Below are 24267 nucleotides of genomic sequence, written 5' to 3'. Positions count from 1 at the left end.
AAGCGGGCAAGGGAAAAGCGGGCAAGGAGAGAGGGCGATGAGCGCTCCGGCGGGTGTCTTCGATGCCGACGTCTTCAGCCTTGAACCCGGGGTGCGGCTGCTGGAGGCCAGCGCCGGCACCGGCAAGACCTTCGCCCTGGCGCACCTGGTGCTGCGGTTGGTGCTGGAGCGCGGCCTGCCTCTAGCTGAGCTGCTGGTGGTCACCTTCACCAACGCCGCCGCCGCCGAACTGCGCGATCGCATCGGCCGGAGGTTGCAGCAGGCGCTCACGGCGCTGGAGCCGGCGCAGCAGGCGCTGCCCACCTTTCCCGATCCAGTGTTGGAGCGCTGGTTCGCGCGTCAACCGGTCGATCGCGCCGGCCGTCGCCAGCTGATGGGCCGGCTGCTGCTGGCCCTCGATGACCTCGATCGCGCCGACATCACCACCCTGCACGGCTTCGGCCAGCGCAGCCTGCGCCGCCAGGCCCTCGAGGCCGGCCTGGCTCCCGATCTGGAGATCGATCCGGAGGCGCGCACCCTCGTGCGCCAGGTGGCCCATGACTACTGGCAGGCCCAGGTGGTGGCCCTGCCCGTGGAGCTGCTGAAGGGGGTCCTTTCCCTCGGGGTGACGCCCGGGGCGCTGGAGGATCAGCTTGCCCAGCTGGAGAGCGATCCGTCCCTGGAGCTGGATCCCCTGCCCCAGGGCCTCGATCCCAGCGAGCCCCTGGCCCCCCAGCTGGTGGCCCTCTGGGAGGAGCGCTGGAATCGTTTTCAGGCGCTGTGGGCGGAGCGGGCTGAAGGCCTCGAAGAATCCTTCAAGTCGTCTGCGGCCCAATGGAGGTCGGAAGGCGCTGATCCAAAGCCCTATGTCCCCAAGCCCACCAAGGATCGGATCGGCCTGATGACGGGCTGGCTGGAGACCCAGCCGAAGCAAGGCTCCTATGCCGCCCTGCTTGAGCAGAAAGAACTGCGCGACTACTTCCACCCCGGCCCCTTCAGCGCCGCGGCCCGCAGGGCGGGTGAAGAGGATCCCTCCCTGCCGGAGGCGCCGCTGCTGCGAGCGATCGCCGATCTGGTGGAGGGGCCGGCCGAAGCGCTGCTGCTCCATGCCGCCCATGGGGGCCGCTCGGAGCTGGCCCGCCGGCGCCAGAGCAGTGGCCGCCTGGGATATGCCCAGTTGCTGGAGGGGCTGGACCCCGGCCCGGAGGGCACCGACCACGCTGAGTTGCTGGAGGCACTGGGGCGCCGCTACCGGGTGGCCCTGGTGGATGAGTTCCAGGACACCGATCCGATCCAGTGGCGCATCCTCCAGCGCGCCTTCACCGGCCCGGAGCACCTGCTGCTGATGGTGGGCGACCCCAAACAGGCGATCTACCGCTTCCGCGGCGGCGACCTGGACACATACCGCGCTGCCCGGAAACGCGTCGATTCGATCACTGAACTGAACGAGAACTTCCGCTCCAGCGAGGCCCTGATCACCTGTCTCAATGGCCTGATGCCGCCGGCAGGGCTGATCCGGAGTGAGTTGCCTGTGCCCCAGGTGCGGGCCAACCCCGCCAAGGCCGCCAGCCATGCCCTGGAGCTGCCGCCGGGGAGTCTCCTCTGCAGCTGCTCTGGCTGGCGGGGGAATGCAGCCTGGCCGAGTCGGGAACCCTGGGGGAGATCGATGCCATCCTCCCGGCCCAGGTGGCCCAGCTGGTGCTCGATCTGCTGCGTCGCGGTCTGATCCTGCGCGAAGGCGACACCAGCCGCCCCCTCGCTCCCGCCGACATCGCCCTGCTGGTGAACAAGCACCGGGAAGCGGAGGCCCTGCGCCAGGCGCTGGAGCGCCGGGGCATCGCCAGTCGGCTGATCAGCCAGGGGAGTGTGTTCGCCAGCGACGGGGCCACCGTGCTACAGCGGTTGCTGGAGGCCCTGGCGGATCCCGGCAGGGGTTCGGCCCTGCGGCTGCTGGCGGCTTCGCCGCTGCTGGGTTGGAGCCCCGCGGAGCTGGCGGATCCTGATCCGCGCGCCCTTGATCGCCTCGGCGCCAGGGTGGGCCAGCTGGCCGCGGCCCTGGAGCGTGACGGGCTGCTGGCGGTGCTGGGCCAGCTGCTGGGCAGTGCCGAGCTGGCGGGGCTGTCCCTCGCCGGTGGCCTGCTCGCTGATCTCCAGCAGGTGGCCCGGTTGCTGCAGGAACAGATGCACCGGGAGGGCCTGGGGGCGGCCGCCGCCGCCGACTGGCTGCGGCGCCAGCGGCTGGAGCCGGTCCGCCCCGTGCCCGAAGCCCATCAGCGCTACAGCGATGCGCTGGGCTCCGCCGTGGCCGTGGTGACCATTCACAGCAGCAAGGGCCTGGAGTACCCGGTGGTGATCGCTCCCAGCCTCTGGCGGGGGCTTTCGAAGCGACCGAAGCAAGGTCTGGGGCGGCGCTGGACGCCGACGGACAGCGTCGCTCCCCGCTGGGATCTGCACCTCAACCACCAGTGGGCCGAGGGGTTGGCCGCCAGGGCCCAGGCCCGTGCCGCCGAGGTCCAGGAGCTGGAACGCCTCACTTATGTGGCCGCCACCCGGGCCCGTGACCTGTTGGTGCTGGTCTGGGCTGCCGCCGGGGAACCCGACTCCGACCCCCTGCGCAGCTGGCTGTTCGGTGAGCAGCGCTTCGGCAGCGCCCCAACTGTTGCCAGCTGGCGGGAGGGGCTGGAGCAACGGCTGGAGGCCTCGGGCCTGCCGCTCCAGTTGATCGAGCCGTTCGAGCTGCCGGCCCCAGGGGCACCCGCCGATCGCTGGCAGGCTCCGGCGCCTGAGGGGGTGCTGGAGTGCGGCCCGGTGCCCCTTCGCCCCCTCGATCGTCGCTGGGGCCGCAGCAGTTACTCCAGCTGGACCCAGGCCGCCGCCGAGGGACTTGGGCCGATCGCCCTGGAGGAGGGGCGGGAAACGGATGGGGCGGCAGAAGGGGCGCCAGAGGGGGTGACCGGGCTGGCTGCCTCCGAGGCCACGGCTGCCCCCGGAGCGCCCGAGGCCTGGCCCGATCGCGGCCCCCTGGCGGCGTTCCCCCGCGGCGCCGCCGCCGGCGATTGTCTGCACCGCATTCTTGAGCAGATCGACCATCAACAGCCCGCCGGCAGTGACGACCAGCGCCTGCTGGTGGGCCGGGAGCTGCGGCGGGCCGGCCTGCCCATCGAGCAGTTGGAGGCGGTGCTGGAGGGCCTCGACTGGCTGCGGCACACCCCCATGGGCGGCGCCCTGGGGGGCTTTGCCCTGGCCGATCTGCCGCGGAGCCTGAGCCTCAACGAACTCAGCTTCGATCTGCCCCTGGCGGTACCGCTGGGCGAGGGCCAGCGGCTCCCGCCTGGGCCCCAACGGCTGGTGCGGGCCCGCGGCCTGGCCGAGGTGTTCGCCCACCACCCCGGCGGCCGCTTCGGAGCGGCCTACGCCAGGCAGCTCGCCCAGCTGGATGTGGCCAGCCGCGGTTTTCTCACCGGTTCGATCGATCTGGTGTTCACGGCCCCTGATCCCCAGGGCCACCCCCGTTGGTGGGTGGCCGATTGGAAGAGCAACTGGCTGGGGCTGCGCGACGGCGAGAACCGTCCGCTGGCCTGCGGGCCGGCCCACTACACGGTGGCGGCGATGGAGGAGCAGATGCTTCATCACCACTACCCGCTGCAGGCGCACCTTTACCTGGTGGCCCTGCACCGCTACCTGCGCTGGCGCCTGCCGGGCTACCGGCCCGAACGCGATCTGGGCGGCTACGTCTACGTGTTCCTGCGTGGGGTGCCGGGCCCCACCGCGGCCGATCCCGTGCCGGGGATGCTGGTGGATCAGCCGCCGCTGGAGCGCACCCTGGCACTGGACCAGCTGCTGCGGGAGGGCCTGCCATGAGCCTCGCCGGCGAGGCCCCTGGCTTGGGGCCCTGGGCCAGGCCCTGGCCGAGGCGCTGCCGCGGCTGGTTGGGGCAGCCCCCGATCCGCTGGTGGCCGAGGCGATCACGGCCCTGACCCGCGCCATGGAGCGGGGTGAGTTGGCGCTCGCGTTGATGGGCCCTGCCCCGGAGGGCCTCTCGGCCGAGGCCTGGCCCGACGGCCACCGCCGGGCCCTGGCCGCCTCCCCCTGGCGCGCGATCTCCCCGAGTCTCCCCTGGTGCTGCGGGGCGACCAGCTCGCCTGGCGCCGCTGGTACGAGCTGCAGGAGCAGGTGATCGGCCGTTTGATCGAGCGGGCCAACCGCCCCTGGCCGCAGGCACCGGGGCCGGAGCTGATCGCCGCAGCCGTGGACCGGGCGGGCAGCCGTGGCGCCCTCGATCCGCGCCAGCGACAGGCGGTGGCGGCCCTGCTGGGCCATGGACTGGTGCTGCTGGGGGGCGGCCCCGGCACGGGCAAGACCAGCACCGTGGTGCAGATGCTGGCGGCGGCCCTGGAGCAGGACGCCGAGGGTCCCTTACCTGGCCTGCGTCTGCACCTGGCGGCCCCCACCGGCAAGGCGGCGGCCCGGCTCAAGGCGGCGATCGGCGAGGGCCTTGGGCGCGTGCCGGCCCCCATCGCCGCCCGGCTGGCCGAGGCACCCTGCACCACCTTGCACCGGTTGCTCGAGAGCACCGGTGACACATTCCGCCGGAACCGCCGCCATCCCCTCGCCCTTGATCTGTTGGTGGTGGATGAGCTGTCGATGGTGGATCTGCCCTTGATGCAGGCCCTGCTGGAGGCCCTGCCGGACCCGGCGCGGTTGCTGCTGGTGGGGGACCCGGCCCAGCTGCCGCCCGTGGGCCTTGGGCCAGTGCTGCTTGAACTGCACCGGCCGGGCAACCTCCGGGCCCTGGGGACCGCCGCCGTCGAACTGATCACCATCTACCGCAACAACGGGGCCCTGGCGGAGGTGGCGGCCGTCCTGCGTGGTGCGGAGCGGGGTGACCATGATCCAGTGGCGCTGAGGCGAGCCCTAGAGGGGCTTGGCGAAGGGGCCAACCTTCAATGGCAGAGCGCCGCTCCAGGGCGGCTGCCTCCGGTTCTGCGCCAGCGCCTGGAGCGCCACCTACGTCGCCTGGGCCAGTTGGCGAGCCAGCTCGAGGGTAAGGAGGCTCAAGTGGAGCCCTTGCTTGAGGAGTTGGAGGCCTGCGTGCTGCTCACCCCCGTGCGCGGGGGCCCCTGGGGCGTCGAAGCGATCCATCGCGCCCTGCTCGGTGAGCTGGCCAGCCAGCCGCCGCGGTTCTGGCCGATCGGTACGCCGCTGCTCTGCCAGCGCAACCTGCCGGAGCAGGGGCTGGCCAACGGCGATGTGGGGGTGGTGGTGGACTGGGCCGGAGAGCGTCAGGTGCTGTTCGCCGCCCCAGCGGCCCAGGGGGGCATCGGCTGATCCATCCCGATCGGCTGCCCGGTGCGGAACCGGCCCTGGCGTTGACGATCCACAAGTCCCAGGGCAGCCAGTACGGCGAGGTGTTGCTGCTGGTGCCGGAGTCGGTGCGCTGGGATCCACGGCTGCTTTACACCGGTCTGACCCGCGCCCGCGGGCGGGCCCTGCTGATCACGCCGCCAAGTCCCAGCTGGCTGGGGCTTGGCAGGTCTGCTTGATGAAGCCGCGAACACAGAGGCCTATGAAGCGCAACATGCCAACGAAAAGTGAACGGAATGGAAGTGTCTCTGGCGGCCAACCCATACTTCAATCACCGGAGGGAGGTTCACCCCAAACCCCGGTCGAGGCCAGCCTTGCTGGCGTCGTTTCCATCAGAGACCCTGCTCCAATAGTCTCCCCTGACGTGCGCCCTTGGGTTCCATCCGGAACCACCTTCTGCATCGATGACCCGGCATCTTGATGGATGTCAGCGAGGTGCCCCGAAGGTGAAATAGGGCAGCCACCTGGAACACCCGGCCCCAGGCGTCTCTGATGAAACATTTCACCCTCGCCCCCTTGATGGTCTGAAGACGAACGGGGGCTGGAGGGTGGCAACAAGGTCAGGTTCATCGATTCTTGCCGCAATCACCACACCCAGCACCGAGGGCGATTGGCGGGCTGAGCTGAACGAGGTGCCGGTGGGATTGTGATCCCAGCCTTCCGCATCAGGGTCCCAGTTGGATCCGTTCATCCCTAACCCCGCTGGGCCACGCCAACATGGCCCAGCCCGAGCGATGTCGGCGATGACGCGGGAAGAGCGCCCCTGGGGTTGGTTCGAGCCCCTGGGCGAAGGCCCTGGCTATCTGGTCAAGCGCCTGTTGATCCGCGCTGGCCAGCGCATCAGCCTGCAGCGCCACCACCACCGCGACGAGCACTGGGTGGTGGTGGCGGGCAGCGGTTGGCTGGAGCTGGACGGCAGCCGCCAGGCCTGCGCCGTGGGCAGCACGTTCCAGGTGCCGCTGGGAAGCCTGCACCGGGCCAGCGCCGCAGATGAGGATCTGCTGATCGTCGAAGTGCAGCTCGGAGCAACACTGCGGGAAGACGACATCGAGCGGGTCTCCGATGACTACGGACGCTGACGGGCGCTGGGGAGTGGTTGGTTTTCCCTCGAACCCAAGGGAGCCTCGATCGGAGCGCCTGGGCAAAGGTGAGCCCGGGTGTTAAGGTGGAATTTCACCCTTTGATTAAGGGCAAGCCGTTTTTCTTGGAATTCCCATCTTGGGATTCAGCGTGTGACTGCCGGCCTGCATTGAAGGACATCCAGGCCAAGGCCCTTTAACGAATACGTGACTAACACCCCTGCGTGCGAAAGCTTCGGCTGCACGGTTGATCTCAGCGCGGCTGAACTTCCCGCGACCACCAGCGCCGCCGAACTCGACACCACCTTGATCGGCCCGCTCGATCCAAGCGATGGCGGCGCCAACGCTGCCGCGGCGACTACAACCCTCAACACCCCAGCCAGCACCATCCCTGAAGCCTCCAGCGACAGCTCCAATGGCTTTGCCTCCTTCGGCTTTGTGCCCGAGGTGCTCCAGGCCGTCGCCAGCCTTGGCTACAAGGAGCCAACCCCGATCCAGCAAGCCGCCATCCCCGAGCTGATGCTGGGCCGTGATCTGGTGGGCCAGGCCCAGACCGGCACCGGCAAGACGGCGGCCTTCGCCCTGCCGATGCTGGCCCGCATGGATCTGCACCAACGCACCCCCAGGTGCTGGTGCTGACCCCCACCCGCGAGCTAGCCCTGCAGGTGGCCGAAGCCTTCAACAGCTTCGCCGTCAACCTGCCCCACATCCGCGTCCTGCCGATCTACGGCGGCGCTGATTTCCGCGACCAGATCGCCCGTCTCAAGCGGGGCGTGCAGGTGGTGGTGGGCACCCCTGGCCGGGTGATGGACCACATGCGCCAGGGCACCCTCGATCTGTCCGGCCTCAAGACATTGGTGCTCGATGAGGCCGATGAGATGTTGCGCATGGGCTTCATCGACGACGTCGAATGGGTGCTCACCCAGCTGCCCGAGCAGCGCCAGGTGGTGCTGTTCTCGGCCACGATGCCCTCGGAGATCCGGCGCATCTCCCAGAAGTATCTGAACGATCCAGCCGAAGTCACCATTCGCCAGAAGGGCGACGACGCCAGCCGCATCCGCCAGCGTTACCTGATGGTGAATGCGCCCCACAAGCTGGAAGCCCTCAGCCGTGTGCTCGAGGCCGAAACCAGCGAAGGCGTGATCATCTTTGCCCGCACCAAGGCGATCACCCTCACGGTGGCCGAATCCCTTGAGCAGAGCGGCTACGACGTGGCGGTGCTCAATGGCGATGTGCCCCAGACCCAGCGGGAGCGCACGATCGATCGCCTGCGCAACGGCAAGGTCGACGTGCTGGTTGCTACCGACGTGGCCGCCCGTGGGCTCGATGTCGAGCGCATCAGCCTGGTGATCAACTACGACATCCCCTTCGACAGCGAGGCCTATGTGCACCGCATTGGCCGCACCGGCCGGGCGGGCCGCAGCGGTAACGCCATCCTGTTTCTGACCCCCGTGAGCGCCGTTTCCTCGGTGGCCTCGAGCGCGCCGTCGGGCGCCCGATTGAGCCCATGGAGGTGCCCAGCAACGCCACCATCAACCAGAGCCGGCTCGATCGCCTGCGCCAGAAGTTGACCACCACCGTTCAGGAACCGAGCTCCAGCGAAGAAGAGCGGGCCCTGCTGGCGGAAATCCTGCAGCGGGTCGCCCAGGAGATCAACGCCAGCCCCGACCAACTGGCCCTGGCGGCCCTGCAACTGGCGGTGGGCCAGGGTCCCCTGCTGGTTCACGGTGATGAGAACTGGCTGCGCCAGTCCATGGCCTCCCCCGGGACCGGGACCGTCCCTCCGCCGGCGGGCTCGATCGCCGCGGCGAACGCCCGGCCCGCTCGGTGGGTGGTCGCTTCCCCCAGCGTGCTGAGGGTGGCGACGGCCCCAGCGAGGAGAACATGGACCGTTTCCGCATCGAGGTGGGCTGGCGCGATCGGGTCAAGCCCGGCAACATCGTCGGGGCCATCGCCAACGAAGCCGGATTGGCCGGCCGCTCGATCGGTCGGATTCAGATCTTCGACACCCACAGCACCATCGACCTGCCCACGGGCATGCCCGATGACGTGTTTCAGTCGCTCAAGCGCCTGAAGGTGATGAACAAGGAGCTCCAGATCACCCGTTCCCCTGTGTGAACCCCATGACACGGCCGACCCTTTCCTGGACCTTGAAGACCACCCTGGCGGTGTTTGGGGCCGGCCTGTTCGGCTCCATGCCCCTGCCGGCTGCCGCCAGCGCCACTGAGACCATCAACCAGCTCTGCCTGGCCGGTTTCTCAGCTGTGGTGAGTGCCTCCGGCAAGGAGCCCCCGGCCGGCATGGCCTCCTATGCCTGCACCTGTTTCGTGGATCAGGTGAGCCAGAACGCCAGCCTGAGCGATGCCCAGGCCACCTGCACCAAGCTCGCCAGCAGCCGCTTCAAGTTCAGCTGAGGCCCTGCAGGGCAAGGCGTCTCAGCTGGATGAAAAGCGCCTCGGCGCCTCAGGCGCAGAGGCCCGTCACATCGCCTGTGGAGAGCATCGACACCTGATCAAGGGGCATCCGCTCGATCATGGCGATCAACGTGGACTGAGAGGACTCCGACTCGGTCGCGACCAGGCTCTGGAACAGGTCGAAACGGTCCTGGGGGGCGAGTTCGCCGTCGTTGCTCCAGGCCAGACTCCAGGGAACGGGGGCAGCCATCACTCCGGGAGCACAGTGTTGAAATCCTAACAATGATTGGCTCGATTTTCGAATGCCGGCTTCGTGGTCTTTTCTCGGGGCCCCCATCCAGGCGCTCCAGACCGCTTGGGACGCCCAGCGCTGACCCTGTAAAGTTGCTGCCGATTCACAGGCTTTCAGGCTCCAATCGGCTTGCTCGGTAAGGACTTCCGACGGGCTTTCCTTGAGGAACCCCAGCATCAGCGAATCAGTTCCAGGTTCCCATCAAGGAATGACCATTTACGTAGGCAACCTCTCGTTCCAGGCTGAACAGGAGGATCTGGTCGATCTTTTCGGCCAATACGGCGAAGTCCGTCAATGCAGCCTTCCCCTCGACCGCGAAACCGGCCGCAAGCGCGGTTTCGCCTTCGTCGAGTTGGCAAGTGATGCCGAAGAGCAAAAAGCCATTGACGACCTCCAGGATGTGGAGTGGATGGGGCGGATGATCCGCGTCAACAAGGCCACCCCCGTGAGCGCACCGGAGGCGGTGGAGGCGGCGGCGGCCGTGGTGGTTACGGCGGTGGCGGCGGCGCTGGTGCCGGCGGCTACGGAGGCGGAGGAGGCGGCGGTGGCGGTGGTGGCGGCTACGGCGGTGGTGGCGGTAACCGCTGGTGAACCGCCTGGAGCCAGCAGCACCAGCTCAGCTCAGGCCATGCCACGGATGGTTCCACCTGGAGAGGAAGCTGTGCTGCTGAGGCGTCCCTAGGCGAGGCTGAGCTTCTCCTCGGTCTCGATCAGATCGGCCCGTTGATCCCGTTCCCAGTCGTGGTGGCGCAGATCGGCCCCGGGCTTGAGCAGGGCCAGTTCCCCTTCCCGGGGCTCGGGCAGGGCAGCGCGCAGGTGACGGCGGCGGATTTTGGCTGTCCAGCGATGGAAGCGATGGAACGCTCTCGATCGGGTCATGGGAACCTCCTTGGTGGAGACACTTCCGGTCTAAGGCAACCGACTGAAATCGCCAAGGCCCGCTTGGTGTGCTTTGCCACCGAAGCAGCGATGGAACTCATGGGCAGGGCGCGCAGCGTGACGCAGGCGGCACCCTGCGAACACGCCAGGTCTCTGCAGCAGCCCGCTCGCTCGGAGACACCAGGGGCCCGTCCTTCGGGGCTGGCCTTTTGAATGGCGTTCTGCAGCCGCGCCCCATGGTCCGCCGATCCGATCCCGACCCCCAGCCACGCTCGTCGCGGCCAGCGCTGAAGCGGCTGCTGATCACCCTTCGTCCCCACCGGCGCTGGGTGGCCCTGGCGGCCTCTTGTTCGGTGCTCAACAAGCTGTTCGACCTGGCGCCACCGGTGCTGATCGGCCTGGCGGTGGATGTGGTGGTCAAGCAACAGCAGTCCTGGCTGGCCCAGTTCGGCGTCGCCAGCGTGCCTGGCCAGCTGACCGTGCTGGCGGTGCTCTCGTTCGCGATCTGGAGCGCCGAGTCGCTGTTCGAATACCTCTACGGGGTGCTCTGGCGCAACCTGGCCCAGACCGTGCAGCACGAATTGCGCCTGGAGGCCTACGACCATCTGCAGCATCTGGAGATGGCCTTCTTCGAGGCGGGCAGCAGCGGTCGCCTGATGACGATCCTGGGCGACGACATCAACCAGCTCGAGCGCTTCCTCGATCACGGCGCCAACGAGATCCTGCAGCTGATCACCACCGTGCTGGCCGTGGGCGGCGCCATGGTGGTGCTCTCACCGGGGGTGGCCGGGGTGGCCTTCCTGCCGATCCCGGTGATTCTCTGGGGTTCGCTGGTGTTTCAAAAACGCCTGGCCCCCTCTACCAGGATGTGCGCGAGCGGGCCGGCGACCTCTCCAGCCGACTGGCGAACAACCTTGGCGGCATGCTCACGATCAAGAGCTTTGCCGCCGAGGACTGGGAAAAGGAACGTCTAAGGCTCGACAGTGAGGCCTACCGGCTCAGCAACCGCCGGGCGATTCGCCTCTCGGCGGCCTTCATTCCCCTGATTCGCTTTGCGGTGCTGTTCGCCTTCCTGGCGATTCTGGTGATCGGCGGGCTGCAGGCCTGGCGTGGGCTGATTGCCGTGGGCACCTACAGCTTTCTGGTCTTCATCACCCAGCGCTTGCTGTGGCCCCTCACCACCTTGGGCCGCACCCTCGATGACTACCAGCGGGCGATGGCCTCCACCAACCGGGTGCTCGACCTGCTCGAAACCCCGATCGCCATTCCCGGCGGCCAGCGCGCACTGGAGCCCCATCGGGTGGCCGGGCGCCTGGAGTTTCAGGGGGTGAATTTCGCCTACGAGGGCCGCGCGCCGTTGCTCGAAGGCTTTGATCTGCTGGTGCCCGCCGGCACCACCCTGGGGATCGTGGGGTCCACCGGTTCGGGCAAGAGCACGATCGTGAAGCTGCTGCTGCGCCTCTACGCCATCGACCGGGGTCAGATCCTGCTCGATGGGATCCCCATCGGTGAGCTGAAGCTGGCCGACCTGCGCCGCGCCATCGGCCTGGTGAGCCAGGAGGTGTTCCTGTTCCACGGCAGCGTGGCCGAGAACATCGCCTATGGCAGTTTCGGGGCCAGCCGTGCGGCGATCGAGCGGGCGGCGGAGTTGGCCGAGGCCTCGGCGTTCATTGCCGCCCTCCCCGAGGGCCTCGACACGGTGGTGGGGGAACGGGGCCAGCGCCTCTCCGGCGGCCAGCGCCAGCGCATCGCCCTGGCCCGGGCGATCCTCAAGAATCCACCGGTGCTGATCCTCGATGAGGCCACCGCCGCGGTCGACAACGAGACCGAAGCGGCGATTCAGCGCTCCCTCGATCTGATCACGGCCGAGCGCACCACCTTGGTGATCGCCCACCGCCTGAGCACGGTGCGCCACGCTGACCGGATCGTGGTAATGGAGCAGGGCCGCATCGTCGAAAGCGGTCACCATGACGACCTGCTGGCCCGGGGCGGGGCCTACACCAACCTCTGGCGGGTGCAGGCGGGGCTGCGCCAGGATGAAGCTCTGCAGCCATGACGAGCCCTGGATCGGGGGCGGGCCAGGGGAAAGGTCAGAACCCGAACTGGCTTAGGACTTAACCGGGATGGAAGAGAGGGGCCAGAGGGATGAAATAAGTTCAGATCATGAAAAGTTCTGCCTTGAAAAAGCGCAGCAGCTGGGCTCCGGTGCTGCTGGCCACGGCCGTGGGGCTCGGCGGTGGTCTGGTGCTGGCGGGCCCATTGGCGGGTTGGCTCAAGGGAGATCTGCTGACCAAGAACCAAGCCCTCGCTAACCCCTTCGCCGCCTGGACGGGCCTGGGGGATCAGGAGCTGGTGGTGCTGGGCACCGACGTGGGCGGCGGCAACACCGATGTGATGTACCTGGTGAAGGTGCACAACGGGGTCACCAGCCTCACCCAGGTGCCCCGGGACACCTACATCGACTCCAATGGTTTCGGGCCGCTCAAGGCGAACGCCCTCTACAGCCTCGGGGGAACGGAGGCGGTGAAGCGGGAACTCTCCCGCCAGGTGGGCCGGCCGATCGAGCACCACATGGTGGTGAACCTCTCGGCGATTCGCCGCCTCGGCGACCAACTCGGGGGGCTGGAGGTGAATGTGCCCAAGCGCATGTACTACACCGACAACAGCCAGGGGCTCTACATCGATCTCAAGCCGGGTCTGCAGACCCTCAAGGGGCGCGATCTCGAGGGTTTCATTCGCTTCCGTCACGATGAGGAGGGCGACATCGGCCGCCTTGAACGTCAGAAGTTGCTGCTCAATGCCCTGTTCAGCAAGCTCATCCGGCCGGAGAACCTGCTGCAGCTCCCCAGCCTGATCGGCTCGGCCGGCAAGGACCTCAAAACCGATCTCGGGCCGATGGAAATCGGCGGCCTGGTCACCTCCATGGCCACCACCCATCTGGACACCAAGCGCCTGGGAGGGCGGCCCTTCGATCGTGACGGCATCAGCTACTGGGAAGCGGATTGGCCCAAGGCAGAAAGCGCTCCTGAGGCCGCCAGCGGCGGTTCCGGTGGCGATGGCTCCAATCGCTACAAGTTCTTGTTCTGATCGGCGTAGCTCGCGGGCACCAGCACCAGGAACAGCAGCCACCAGAGCAGTACCGCCAAGCTGAGCGGAGCGGTGATCCACCAGCGCTGCAGCAACAGCCAGCTGCCGAGCATCGCCACCACGCCGGTGAGCAGGATCGACCAGGGCTGGCACCACCAGGGTTTGAGTTGCCAGAAGGAAGCAGATTCACCTGGGCTGGCTGCCGCGGTCGGTTCGACGCTCATCGCTCAGGGCTGACTGGAGCCATTCTCGGTGACGTAGAGGGTGATCAGGGCCAGCCCCAGCGCCGCCGCCGCCAGGATCGGCGTGGAGGCCGCCACGGTGACGCCGAGGGCGGCGGTGAACCAGATCGAGGCGGCGCTGGTGAGTCCGCGCACCTGCACGTTGCCGGCCCGGTCGCTGCGGGGCTCCACCAGGATCTCGCCGGCGCCCAGGAAGCCCACGCCGGTGGCCACCCCTGGATCGCATGGCTGCGGGCCTGCAGATCGTGTCCGGCAGCCAGCACCATCAGGCAGGCGCTCAGCCCCACCAGCGCATGCACACGCAGGCGGTTGGTGCGGTGGGTGGGGGTGTGGGCGCGGTTGAGCCCCACGGCCAGGCCGCAGGCCACCGCCAGGCCCATGCGCAGCAGGGCGTCCAGTTCGGTGCTCATCGGCATGGCTTCACGGGCTCAGGGTGCCTTGGGCGAACGGTATGAGCTCCCCATCTTCGTGAGCGCTGCGACCTTGAACGGCAGGGGATCGCCATACCCTTGATCCAAATAGCCCAGCTGTCAGCGGGTCAGGGTGGTCAGGGCCTGGGTGTCGCCGCCGAGGGCCGCGGCCAACAGGGGCGCCAGGGGCGGCACCAGTGCAAAGGGGCCGCTGAAGCCGCTGAACACCCACAGCCCCGGGCTGCCTGGGATGGGTTCCACCAAGGGCCGCCCCGAGGCGGTGGAAGCTCACGGGCACCTGCAGGAAGCGAGCCGGCAGGGCGGCCAGAGCGGGCCAATACCGGGCCAGCTCAGCGCGCAGGGCGGCCTCCAGCGGTGTGGGCTCCGGAGGCTCCCCAGCCCACCGCCCGGCCGCACCAGGGTGGTCTGCCCCAGCAACAGGCCTTCGCCCCGGGGGCCAGGCCCGCATCCACCACCCATTCCTCGGCCGTGAGCGTGGGGGCGCGGGCTTCCAGGGCCTGGCGCTGGCCCACCAGGGGCATCACGATCGCGTCGGTTTCTGGGCCTGAGGCGCCGTGCCAGGGGAGCGCCGCCGCCGGCGGCAATCGATCGGCCTGCAGCACCCCGGCCCAGCTCACCAGCAGCCTGCCGGCCAGGGCTGGCCAGAGCGCCAGGTTGCCCGCCCCCGCCGCCAGCACGACCTGATCGGCGTTCAGGCTGCCTGCTTCGCGGGGTGCAGGTCCTGCCAGCGTCACCTCCCAGCCGCCGCCGGCCTTGGGCCGCAGGCCCGTGGCCCGGCCGCTGTGCGTTGTCACCCCCGCCCGCTCCAGGGCCGCCGGCAGGGCGCGGGCGAAGTGCTCGCCATCGAGCCGGGCGTAGGGGTGCCGCTCCAGGCTGCCGCCCGGGCCATGGAGCAGCAGTGCGCAGGGGCACCAGCCCAGGGGGCCGTGGCGCCGCTCCAGGGCCTGCCAACAGTCCGGGGCGGTGGCCATCAGCGCTCCAATCGGCCCTGGGGGGCCTGCCCACCAGGGCACACCGCCATAACTCAGGTCCGTCGCCCAGGGGCCCGGGCCGCTCAGAACGGTCACGGCGGCGCCGCGCTCGGCCAGGGCCAGGGCCAGCAGGCCGCCGGCCAGGCCGCCACCGATCACGAGCACGTCCGCCAAGGCTCAGCTGGTGAGGTTGAACGAGCCGATCACCTGCTCGAACAGCCCCTCGACCTTGCCCCAACGCAGCTCGTTGGTGCTGGTGGACAGGGTGTAGAGGCGGCCACGGTCGGCCACCACCGTGGCCAGCTCGTGGCGCTGGCGGTCGCTCAGCTGCACCGTGTATTCCAGGTCGTAGAAGGTGCGGCCCTCCTGCTGCCGCTCCCGGGCGTTCACCAGCTCGGCGCTGCGGTCACTGCCCGCCGGGGCGATCGCCGTGCTGATCAGGCGCTCACCCACCGCCCGGGCGCCGGCCTCGGCTGCCGCCTCGATGGCGGGGGTCACCGGGGCCACCAGCAGACTCAGGGTCTCGTCGGTGTGGATCAGGTCGTGGAAGACCACCTGGGGGCCGCCACTCACCTGAACCCGGGTCCAACCGGTGGGGTAGAGGAAGGCATAGCGGCCATCGGGGCTGCGGTAGGCATTCAGCCCCGCCGCCGAGGCGCTGCAGCCCACCAGCACCAGGGCCAGCAGCAGGGGCAGCAGCCAACCCGAGAGCCGGGCCCGAAGCTCGCCGGGCAGGTGATGACGGAAAGGGTCCATGGCGATCAGGGGCGGCAGGGCTTTCGCCATTCTCCAGCCCGGGTGCGATGGGTGACCGCAGGGCCCGGCCCGCCCAGCATGGGGTTTCCATCAACGCAGCGCCACCGATGACCGCCAGCCCAGTCACCCCAGGCCCTCGCCCCCAGCTGCGCAGGAGCTGGGCCCAGATCCAGCGCGAAAAGCAGCAGCGATGGTTTTACCGCTTGCTGGATCGCTCGTTCGGTTTCCGACTGCTGGTGGCCGTCGGCTCGGCGATCCTGCTACTCGGCGCCGTCAATCGCTGGGAGCAGTGCCGGGATCACGGCGTCAGCGCGGCCTGCGTCCTGCGCGATGCCGGCGGCATCATCAGCGTCAGCAACATGGAATCGCTGAGCATCGTCACCGCGGCTTTCCTCTATGTGCTGGAGGGCAGCAAGCGGCGTCAGCGTGAGAACCAGGAGGCCCTGGAGGTGATCCTCACCTTCCAGCAGGCCGGCGCCAAGCTCAGCTATGCCCGCAACAGTGCCCTGGAGCGGCTCAGCGAGGGCGGCCTCTGGCTGGATGGTCTCGACCTGAGCCGCACCCACCTGGATGACCTTCAGGCGGCCGGCGGCCGCTGGCGGGAGGTGAACCTGAGCCGCGCCAGCCTGCGCCATGCCTGCTTTGAGGATGCCGATCTGCGTGGCGCCGACCTCAGCGAGGCCGACCTCAGCCACGCCAACCTGCGCCATGCCGACCTGCGGGGAGCGAGCCTCCGCGGCGCTGACCTGAGCGAGGCGGACCTGCGGGGCGCCGCTCTCACTGGAGCCAGCACCGAAGGAGCTCGGCTCAGTGGCACCCGGCTCGAAGGGGCGGCCCTCGGGGACCACGCCCTGGGCTGAGCGCCTAGATTCCGCCCAGTTGCCCCAGGCTCCTGAGCGGCTTCACCCGGCCCCTGGCCCGCCTGATCGACCAGTTCGAGCGACTTCCCGGGATCGGGCCGCGCACGGCCCAGCGGCTGGCCCTGCACGTGCTGCGCCAGCCGGAGGAGCAGATCCGCAGCTTTGCCGATGCCCTGATGGCGGCCCGCACCCAGGTGGGCCAGTGCCAGCGTTGCTTCCACCTTTCGGCCGAATCCCTCTGCGAGATCTGCCGCAATGAGGAGCGCCGCACAGGGGTGCTCTGCGTGGTGGCCGATTCCCGCGACCTGCTCGCCCTGGAGCGCACGCGTGAGTTCAAGGGCGGCTACCACGTGCTTGGCGGCCTGATCTCACCGATGGATGGGGTGGGCCCGGAGTTGTTGCACGTGACCCCATTGGTGGAGCGCGTCGATCGCGATGGCATCAGCGAGGTGATCCTGGCCCTCACCCCCAGCGTCGAAGGCGACACCACCAGCCTCTATCTGGCGCGGCTGCTGCGGCCCTTCACCCTGGTGAGCCGCATCGCCTACGGCCTGCCGGTGGGCGGCGAACTGGAGTTCGCCGACGAGGTCACCCTGGCCCGGGCCCTGGAGGGGCGCCGGCGCATGGATGAGTAGCTCCCTTCCCGAACCAGCCATGGCCCCACGCTCCTCCCGCTACAGCACCATCCCCCCGGCCGAGCGGCTGCCGGAGTGGCTGCGCCAGCCGATCGGCAACGCCTCCCAGCTGGAGAAGGTGCAGGGGATCGTCAAGGGCCAGCGGCTGCACACCATCTGCGAGGAGGGCCGCTGCCCCAACCGCGCTGAGTGCTACGCCGCCGGGACGGCCACCTTTCTGCTGGGGGGACCGATCTGCACGCGCAGCTGCGCCTTCTGCCAGGTGGACAAGGGACAGGCGCCGGCGCCCTTCGATGCCGGCGAGGCCGAGCGCGTGGCCGAGGCGGTGGAGCAGATGGGGCTGCGTTACGTGGTGCTCACCGCCGTCGCCCGCGATGATCTCGCTGACCATGGCGCCGGCCTGTTCACCGCCACCATGGCGGCGATCCGCCGCCGCAACCCGCTGGTGGCGATCGAAGTGCTCACCCCCGATTTCTGGGGGGCACCGGAGCGAGGCGGAGGGGTTGGCGGCCCAACGGCAACGGCTGGGAGCGGTGTTGGCCGCAAGGCCGGTGTGCTTCAACCACAATCTGGAAACCGTGCGCCGGCTGCAGGGAGAGGTGCGCCGCGGCGCCACCTACGCGCGTTCCCTTGGGCTGCTGGCGGCGGCCCGGGAGCTGACGCCGCAGATTCCGACCAAATCGGGGCTGATGCTGGGGCTGGGGGAGACCTTTGCGGAGCTGGTGGAGGCCCTGGAGGATCTGCGCGCCGTGGATTGCCAGCGCCTCACCCTCGGCCAGTACCTGCGGCCCTCGCTGGCCCACCTGCCAGTGCAGTGCTACTGGGAACCCGCCGACTTCGAGCGGCTGGGGGCGATCGCCCGGGAGCTGGGCTTCGCCCAGGTGCGCAGTGGCCCGCTGGTGCGCAGCAGTTACCACGCCGGAGCAGAGTCCTGAGATGGGCGTTCAACTGGCGAGCTTTGCCACCCTCAACGTCGCGATCGTGGTGCTGGCGGCGGGCCAATGGCTCAACCGGCGCGTGGCCTTGCTCTCGGCGTACAACATCCCCGAGCCCGTGAGCAGCGGTCTGCTGGTGTGTGTGCTGCTGGCGCTGGTGCATGGGATCTGGGGGCTGGAGGTGAGTTTCAACCTCGCCACCCGCGATTTCCTGCTGCTCTATTTCTTTGCCGCCATCGGCCTCAATGCCGACTTCGGCACCCTGCGCTCGGGCGGTCGTCCGTTGGCGCTGCTGGTGGCCCTCACCACCGGCTACATGATCCTGCAGAACCTCACGGGCCTCGGCGTGGCCAGCCTGCTGGGGCTCAATCCCCTGGTGGGGCTGCTGGGGGGCTCTGTGTCGCTGCTGGGGGGCACGGCACGGCCATCGCCTGGGCGCCCCGCTTCGCTGAATCCCACGGCATCCCCAACGCGCTGGAGATTGCGATCGCCTGCGCCACCCTCGGTTTGGTGCTGGCCTCGCTGATGGGCGGTCCGATCGCCAAGATCCTGATCGGGCGCCACAGGCTTGAACCCCGGGGCAGCGCCAGGGAAGAAAAGGAGCGCCAGGGGGACGCGGGCGCCCAGGCCCGTGGCATCGACGGCTTTTCCTTCCTGCAGACCTTGTTCTGGCTGAATATGAGCCTGGCGGTAGGCGAGCTGATTTACGAGTTGCTGCAGGCCGCCGGCAGCAACCTGCCGCGCTTCGTCTGTTGCCTGTTCGGGGCGATCCTGATCACCAACACCGTGCCGCGCCTGGCCCCGACCATCCCCTGGCCAGCGCAATCAGCATCGCTGGCCCTGGTCAGCGAGGTGGCGCTCGGGATCTTCCTGACGATGTCGCTGATGAGCCTGCAGCTGTGGACCATCGCCGAGCTGGCGGGTCCGATCCTGGCGATTCTGGTGGCCCAGTTCGTGGTGGCCTTTCTGTTCGCCCTGTTCGTGGTGTTTCAGCTGATGGGCCGCGACTACGAGGCGGCGGTGATCTGCTCGGGGTTCGGCGGCGTCGCGTTGGGGGCCACCCCGACGGCGATCGCCAACATGACGGCGGTGGCGAAGCGCTACGGCGCCGCCCAACTGGCCTTCATCGTCGTGCCACTGGTGTCGGGCTTTTTCGTCGACATCATCAACGCGGTCGTGATCCAGCGGTTCTTGAACCTGTTCGGCTGACGGCCTGTTGAGCTGGCCATGACGACATGCCAACGGGTCTTGCCGCTGGAGGTTTCCAGGGCCAGGCTGAACCCAGGCTCCGGCGTCATTCAGCTGCCTGCTGGCGCTGGAAGGCCTTGGGCGGCAACGGTTCATGGGAACCGGCAGGTCCTGAAGATTCGACGGTGAGCCGGCCATGGTGCAGCAGGGGAAGGTTCAGGGGGAACCGGCACCGCCACCGCCACTGGAACGGGTGCCGGAACCCTGATCGCCCTGCTCCCGGGCCTGAACCAATGGAAGCTCTACCGGCCGGAGTGGTGGCGGGGCGATCTGCTGGCCGGCCTCACCGTGGCGGCCTACCTGATTCCCCAGTGCATGGCCTATGCGGAGCTGGCCGGTGTGGCGCCGGTGGCCGGTCTGTGGGCGATTTTGCCGCCGATGCTCCTCTATGCCCTGATCGGTTCCTCGCCTCAGCTCTCGGTGGGTCCGGAATCGACCACGGCCGTGATGACGGCGGCGGCGATCGCGCCGATCGCCGGGGGATCCACTGGCCTATGCCAGCCTCGCCAGCCTGCTGGCCCTGGCCGTGGGCCTGATCTGCCTGGTGGGAGCCTGGACCCGGCTCGGGTTTCTCGCCGATCTGCTCTCCAAGCCGATTCTGGTGGGCTACATGGCCGGGGTGGCGGTGATCATGATCACCGGTCAGATCGGCAAGATCAGCGGCGTCAGCCTGGCGGCCGAGTCGCTGCTCGGTCAGCTGCGGGAACTGGCCGGTCGGGCCGGTGAGATCCATCTGCCCACCCTGGCCCTGGCCTTCGCGGTGCTGGCGTTTCTGCTGCTGGTCCAGCGCCGCTTCCCCACGGCCCCCGGACCGCTGCTGGCGGTGCTGTTGGCGGTGGCGGTGGTGTCGGTCCTGCATCTCGATCAGCGGGGCGTCGCCGTGATCGGAGCGATCCCCGCCGGGTTGCCGAGCTTCGCTCTGCCGGCCGCCGCTTCCTCGCTGCAGCTGAAGTACCTGGGGGCGACCGCCCTGGGCATCGCGCTGGTGGGCTACTCCGACAACGTGCTCACCGCCCGGGCTTTCGCGGCCCGTGGTGGCTACCGCATCGACGCCAACCAGGAGCTGCTGGCGCTCGGGGTGGTGAACGTGGGCAATGGACTGATGCAGGGCTTCCCGGTCAGCAGCAGCGGCAGCCGCACCGCCATCGGTGATTCCCTCGGCAGCCGCTCCCAGTTGTTCTCGCTGGTGGCCTTCGCGGTGGTGCTGCTGGTGCTGCTGTTCCTGCGACCGGTGCTGGCCCTGTTCCCCAAGGCGGCCCTCGGCGCGATCGTGATCTATGCGGCCCTGCGCCTGATCGACCTTCCCGAATTCCAGCGGATGCGGCGGTTCAGGAAGAGCGAGTTCCACCTGGCGCTGGTCACCCTGGCCGGGGTTCTGCTCACCGACATCCTGGTGGGCGTCGGCCTGGCGGTCGCCCTGTCGGTGATCGAACTGTTCGCCCGCCTGGTGCGCCCCAACGATGCGGTTCTCGGCGCGGTGCCCCAGATGGAGGGGCTCCATGACGTGTCCGATTGGGAAGGGGCCACCACCATCCCCGGATTGGTGCTCTACCGCTACGACGCGCCGCTCTGTTTCGCGAACGCCGAGGACTTCCGTCGCCGTGCCCTGGCGGCGATCGCCGCCGAGCCGGTGCCGGTGCGCTGGTTCGTCCTCAACGCCGAAGCGATCGTGGAGATCGACATCACCGCCGCGGACATGTTGCAGGAGCTGCGGGAGCAACTGGCCGATGCGGGCATCGTCTTCGCCCTGGCCCGGGCCAAGCAGGATCTGCTCCAGCAGCTCGGCCGAGCGGGGGTGGCCGAGAAGATCGGCGCGGACCGCTGCTTCCCCACCCTCCCGACAGCCGTCGCCGCCTTCCGGGCCCGGTTCCCCGAGCTGATTGCCAAATGAGCCTCTCCGATCGCTTCATTCGCAACCCCGTCCTGACCACGGTCTGCTCCCTGGTGATCGTGATCCTGGGTGCGATCGCCCTGCCGATGTTGCCGCTGGAGAAGCTGCCCCAGCTGGCGCCCACTCAGATTCAGGTCACGGCCTCGAACATCGGCGCCGATGCCCGCACCACCGTGGACACGGTGACGAATCCACTGGAGGAGGAGATCAACGGCGTCGAGGCGATGAAGTACATGTCCTCGAACACCTCTTCCGATGGCATCGCCAACATCGTGGTGTCGTTTCCGGTGGCGATCGATCGAAACATCGCCCAGGTGAATGTGCAGAACCGGGTGAACCAGGCCACCCCTGGCTTGCCGGATGTCGTCAAGCAGACGGGGGTGACCGTGGAGGCCGCCTCCCCCAGCCTGCTGCTGGCCTATGGCTTCTATGCCGACAAGGACGCCCAGGGACAGCCGCTTTACGACACGTTCTTCATCAGCAACTACATCGATCGCACGCTTCTCAACGAGATCAAGCGCATCCCGGGGATCGGCCAGGCCAAGCTGATCGGAGAGCGCAAGCTCGCCCTTCGGATCTGGCTTGATCCGATCAAGATGGCGGCCCAGAACCTCACCCCCTCGATGTGGAGCGGGCGCTGAAGGAGCAGAACATCCAGTCGGGCGCCGGCAGAATCGGCCAGGAGCCGATCGACCCCAAGCAGCAATTCGCCATTCCGCTCAAGGCTGAAAGCCGGTTCACGAGCGTGGCCGATGCGGAAAATCTGGTCGTGAGTGTCGGCCCGAACGGGGAGACCGCCAAACTTCGGGATCTCGGTCGCGTTGAGCTGGGTGCCGAGAACTACGACCTGAGCACCACCCTGGGTGGCCGGCCTTCCGCCGGTCTGGCGCTTTATCAGCTTCCAGGCGCCAACGCCCTGGACACCGGGAATCGGGTCAAGGCCCTGGTGGAGCGTCTGTCCGCCGATTTCCCCAGGGCCTGCGCTACGAGATCCCCTACGACTCCACCCTGTTTGTGACCACATCCCTGAAGGATGTGACCTCCAATCTGTTCCAGGCGATCGTGATGGCGGTGCTCACGATCCTGCTCTTCCTCCAGGACTGGCGCTCGACGATCGTGCCGGCGTTGGCGATGCCGGTGGCGATGATCGGCGCCATGGGTGTGTTGCTGGGCTTCGGCTTCAGCATCAACCAACTCACGATGTTCGGCATCATCCTGGCGATCGGTACGGTCACCGATGATGCGGTGGTGATCGTGCAGTCGATCAAGGACAAGCTCGGCCAGGGGATGCGGCCGATGCAGGCGGCGCTCGATGCCATGAACGAACTGGCCACGCCCTCGATCACGGCGGCGCTGGTGCAGCTGGCCGTGTTCATTCCGGTCTGCTTCTTCCCGGGCACCACAGGGATCGTCTATCGCCAGTTCGCGATCACCCTTTCGGCGGCGATCGTGTTCTCCACCTTCAACGCCCTCACGTTCTCGCCCACGATCGCGGCCTTGTTCCTGCGGCCTGAAGGGACGCCACCCGGTGCGATCGACAAGCTGATCAACGGCGGCCTGGGCTGGATCTTCCGGCCGTTCAATCGCGCGTTTGCAGCCCTGTTCGCCTGGTATGGACGCACCATCGGCACGCTGGTGCGCTTCCGCCATGTCGTCGTGACGGTGTTCGTGGTGGGGCTGGTGGCCACGGTGCTGATGCTCAAGATCGTGCCCACCGGCTTCATACCGGAGGAGGACCAGGGGTTGATGATCCTCCTGGGCGAGTCTCCGCCTTCCGCCTCCCTCAGCTACACCCAGAAGCAGGTGGAGCAGGTGAATGGGATCCTCGCGGAGTTCACCGACATTGAGAGCTATCTGGGTGCCGCCGGTTTCGGACTGGAAGGCAACAGCTACAACAAATACCTGTTCTTTATCAGGCTCAAGGCCTGGGATCAACGTCCAGCGCAGGATCAATCCGTGTTCAGCCTGCTTGAGCGCCTCAATCAGCGGCTCAAGAAGGAGATCACCGGTTCAAGGGCGTTTGCTGCCAATGTGCCTCCCGTCGACGGGGTGGGGGCCACCGGTGGCTTTGATTTCCAGCTGCAGAACCGCGCTGGACTACCGACCGAGGCCCTGCTCAAGAACCTCAACACGATGATTGCCGCTGCTCGGGAGCGGCCCGAGCTCCAGGGGGTCACCACCACCTTCACGCCGGGCGTGGAGCAGATTTCGATCCGGGTGAATCGGGATCTGCTCAAATCACTCGATGTGGACATCAACGAGGTGTTCGGCACGCTCCAGGCCTATCTCGGTGGCCGCTACGTGAATGACTTCGTGTTCGAGCAGAACCAGTACCGGGTGTATGTGCAGGCCGACGGCACCTTCCGCGACCAGCCTGATGCCATCTCCTCGTTCTTTGTGCGCTCCCGAAAGGGTGGCCTTGTGCAGCTCAAGGACGTGGTGGTGACGGAACGCTTCTCGGCCCCACCCACGATCACCCGCTACAACGTCTACGAGGCGATCAAGATCCAGGGAGGTCCAGCCCCTGGCTACAGCTCCGGCCAGGCGTTGGCGGCCATGGAGGAGGTGGCCGCCAAGGTGCTGGATCCAGGTTTTGGCTACGAGTGGAGTGGCCTGTCGCTGGAGGAACGCTCGGCCGGCGGCGCCACCGGTGCGATCTTCGCGCTGGCCTTCGTGTTGGTGTTCCTGGTGATGGCCGCCCAGTACGGGAGCTACGTGGATCCCACGATCATCCTGCTCACGGTGCCGCTGGCTACGCTGGGGGCGATGGTGGCGATCTGGTGCCGCGCCAATTGGTTGCAGGCCGGCAGCAGCTGGCCGGTGATCAGCAACGACATCTTTGCCCAGGTGGGTCTGTTGATGCTGATCGGCATGGCCAGCAAGAACGCCATCTTGATCGTCGAGCAGGCCAACGAATACCTGCGGCTGGGCATGAGCCTGAGCGAAGCCGGCATCGCCGCCGCCAAGGCCCGTTTCCAACCGATCGTGATGACCGCGGCCTCAGGTCTGGTGGGCTACATCCCGCTGATGACCGCCTCCGGCGCCGGCTCGATCAGCCGCTGGTCGATCGGCACGGTGAGCTTCGGCGGTTATCTGGTGGCCACCGTGCTCAGCCTGGGGGTGGCGCCGGTGCTGTTTGTGGTGATCAAGGGCCTCGAGCGGCAGTATCTGTTGCGCACGCCCCCCACACCGGAGAAAGGGTGA

Annotated in this window: 19 protein-coding genes and 6 pseudogenes; 18 read left to right on the top strand and 7 right to left on the bottom strand. The window is 68.2% G+C overall.

The window, feature by feature from the left end:
• The first annotated feature begins 37 nt into the window (after positions 1 to 37).
• From AAF143_RS10270 to AAF143_RS10235, 8 genes and pseudogenes are all read left to right on the top strand, one after another.
• Positions 38 to 1705: a UvrD-helicase domain-containing protein gene (locus AAF143_RS10270; protein WP_414026979.1), complete on the top strand. Its 1668-nt coding sequence runs from the start codon at positions 38 to 40 to the stop codon at positions 1703 to 1705.
• Positions 1666 to 3840 carry a 3'-5' exonuclease gene (locus tag AAF143_RS10265; protein ID WP_414026978.1) on the top strand — a complete coding sequence of 725 codons (2175 nt, stop codon included), beginning with the start codon at positions 1666 to 1668 and terminating at the stop codon, positions 3838 to 3840. The genes AAF143_RS10270 and AAF143_RS10265 overlap by 40 nt, the downstream gene beginning before the upstream one ends.
• 91 nt (positions 3841 to 3931) lie before the next feature.
• Positions 3932 to 4156 carry a hypothetical protein gene (locus AAF143_RS10260; RefSeq protein ID WP_414026977.1) on the top strand — a complete coding sequence of 75 codons (225 nt, stop codon included), beginning with the start codon at positions 3932 to 3934 and terminating at the stop codon, positions 4154 to 4156.
• A complete protein-coding gene (locus AAF143_RS10255; RefSeq protein ID WP_414026976.1) occupies positions 4099 to 5307 on the top strand; it encodes an AAA family ATPase in 1209 nt (402 codons plus the stop codon). Before AAF143_RS10260 ends, AAF143_RS10255 begins: the two co-directional genes overlap by 58 nt.
• 41 nt (positions 5308 to 5348) lie before the next feature.
• Positions 5349 to 5522 (top strand): C-terminal helicase domain-containing protein, encoded by a 174-nt coding sequence (locus AAF143_RS10250; protein ID WP_414026975.1) that lies wholly within the window; start codon positions 5349 to 5351, stop codon positions 5520 to 5522.
• A gap of 564 nt (positions 5523 to 6086) precedes the next feature.
• A complete protein-coding gene (locus AAF143_RS10245; protein WP_255010537.1) occupies positions 6087 to 6422 on the top strand; it encodes a phosphomannose isomerase type II C-terminal cupin domain in 336 nt (111 codons plus the stop codon).
• 207 nt (positions 6423 to 6629) lie between these two features.
• A pseudogene (locus AAF143_RS10240) lies at positions 6630 to 8540 on the top strand (DEAD/DEAH box helicase).
• Positions 8541 to 8545: 5 nt separating this feature from the next.
• Positions 8546 to 8836 carry a hypothetical protein gene (locus AAF143_RS10235; protein ID WP_255010512.1) on the top strand — a complete coding sequence of 97 codons (291 nt, stop codon included), beginning with the start codon at positions 8546 to 8548 and terminating at the stop codon, positions 8834 to 8836.
• Between the two features lie 49 nt (positions 8837 to 8885).
• Here AAF143_RS10235 and AAF143_RS10230 read toward each other — a convergent pair whose 3' ends face one another.
• A complete protein-coding gene (locus tag AAF143_RS10230; RefSeq protein ID WP_255010506.1) occupies positions 8886 to 9086 on the bottom strand; it encodes a hypothetical protein in 201 nt (66 codons plus the stop codon).
• A 250-nt stretch (positions 9087 to 9336) separates the two neighbouring features.
• On the opposite strand from AAF143_RS10230, the gene AAF143_RS10225 reads away from it, so the two are divergent.
• Positions 9337 to 9810: an RNA recognition motif domain-containing protein gene (locus AAF143_RS10225; RefSeq protein ID WP_414026974.1), complete on the top strand. Its 474-nt coding sequence runs from the start codon at positions 9337 to 9339 to the stop codon at positions 9808 to 9810.
• Here AAF143_RS10225 and AAF143_RS10220 read toward each other — a convergent pair.
• Positions 9807 to 10007: a hypothetical protein gene (locus tag AAF143_RS10220; RefSeq protein WP_255010501.1), complete on the bottom strand. Its 201-nt coding sequence runs from the start codon at positions 10005 to 10007 to the stop codon at positions 9807 to 9809. The genes AAF143_RS10225 and AAF143_RS10220 overlap by 4 nt on opposite strands.
• Positions 10008 to 10243: 236 nt before the next feature.
• On the opposite strand from AAF143_RS10220, the pseudogene AAF143_RS10215 reads away from it, so the two are divergent.
• Both AAF143_RS10215 and AAF143_RS10210 read left to right on the top strand, forming a co-directional pair.
• A pseudogene (locus tag AAF143_RS10215) lies at positions 10244 to 12063 on the top strand (ABC transporter ATP-binding protein).
• 107 nt (positions 12064 to 12170) lie between these two features.
• Complete coding sequence (locus AAF143_RS10210; RefSeq protein ID WP_409995668.1) at positions 12171 to 13094, top strand: LCP family protein; 924 nt, start codon at positions 12171 to 12173, stop codon at positions 13092 to 13094.
• On the opposite strand, the gene AAF143_RS10205 is transcribed toward AAF143_RS10210, so the two are convergent.
• The 5 genes from AAF143_RS10205 to psbP all read right to left on the bottom strand — a co-directional run bounded on the left by AAF143_RS10205 (position 13076) and on the right by psbP (position 15494).
• A complete protein-coding gene (locus tag AAF143_RS10205) occupies positions 13076 to 13318 on the bottom strand; it encodes a DUF6737 family protein (protein ID WP_255010495.1) in 243 nt (80 codons plus the stop codon). The genes AAF143_RS10210 and AAF143_RS10205 overlap by 19 nt on opposite strands.
• A 3-nt stretch (positions 13319 to 13321) precedes the next feature.
• A complete protein-coding gene (locus AAF143_RS10200; protein WP_414026973.1) occupies positions 13322 to 13549 on the bottom strand; it encodes an MgtC/SapB family protein in 228 nt (75 codons plus the stop codon).
• Between the two features lie 317 nt (positions 13550 to 13866).
• Positions 13867 to 14007: a hypothetical protein gene (locus AAF143_RS10195; protein WP_414026972.1), complete on the bottom strand. Its 141-nt coding sequence runs from the start codon at positions 14005 to 14007 to the stop codon at positions 13867 to 13869.
• Between the two features lie 89 nt (positions 14008 to 14096).
• The gene (locus tag AAF143_RS10190; RefSeq protein WP_414027050.1) at positions 14097 to 14903 is read right to left on the bottom strand and encodes an FAD-dependent oxidoreductase; all 807 of its coding nucleotides are present in this window, start codon (positions 14901 to 14903) and stop codon (positions 14097 to 14099) included.
• Between the two features lie 12 nt (positions 14904 to 14915).
• Complete coding sequence (gene psbP, locus AAF143_RS10185) at positions 14916 to 15494, bottom strand: photosystem II reaction center PsbP (RefSeq protein ID WP_255010577.1); 579 nt, start codon at positions 15492 to 15494, stop codon at positions 14916 to 14918.
• 107 nt (positions 15495 to 15601) lie between these two features.
• Here psbP and AAF143_RS10180 point away from each other — a divergent pair, with 107 nt between their 5' ends.
• The 7 genes and pseudogenes from AAF143_RS10180 (at position 15602) to AAF143_RS10150 (ending at position 24267) form a co-directional block, all read left to right on the top strand.
• Positions 15602 to 16354 carry a pentapeptide repeat-containing protein gene (locus AAF143_RS10180; RefSeq protein ID WP_255010491.1) on the top strand — a complete coding sequence of 251 codons (753 nt, stop codon included), beginning with the start codon at positions 15602 to 15604 and terminating at the stop codon, positions 16352 to 16354.
• Positions 16355 to 16416: 62 nt separating this feature from the next.
• Positions 16417 to 16989 (top strand): recombination mediator RecR, encoded by a 573-nt coding sequence (gene recR, locus AAF143_RS10175; protein ID WP_409995672.1) that lies wholly within the window; start codon positions 16417 to 16419, stop codon positions 16987 to 16989.
• Between the two features lie 19 nt (positions 16990 to 17008).
• Positions 17009 to 17924, top strand: a pseudogene (gene lipA / locus AAF143_RS10170) (lipoyl synthase).
• Position 17925: 1 nt separating this feature from the next.
• A pseudogene (gene gltS, locus AAF143_RS10165) lies at positions 17926 to 19133 on the top strand (sodium/glutamate symporter).
• Positions 19134 to 19487: 354 nt separating this feature from the next.
• A pseudogene (locus AAF143_RS10160) lies at positions 19488 to 19589 on the top strand (SulP family inorganic anion transporter); the annotation flags it as partial.
• A gap of 109 nt (positions 19590 to 19698) precedes the next feature.
• Entirely contained in the window at positions 19699 to 21063 is a 1365-nt protein-coding gene (locus AAF143_RS10155) for a SulP family inorganic anion transporter (RefSeq protein ID WP_414026971.1), read from the top strand.
• Positions 21060 to 24267: pseudogene (locus tag AAF143_RS10150) on the top strand (efflux RND transporter permease subunit). Before AAF143_RS10155 ends, AAF143_RS10150 begins: the two are co-directional and overlap by 4 nt.

It is taken from the genome of Cyanobium sp. ATX-6F1 (assembly GCF_047395825.1).
Taxonomy (GTDB): domain Bacteria; phylum Cyanobacteriota; class Cyanobacteriia; order PCC-6307; family Cyanobiaceae; genus ATX-6F1.
Note: the sequence above shows the minus strand (reverse complement) of the source record. Positions and strands in the feature narration are given on the sequence as shown.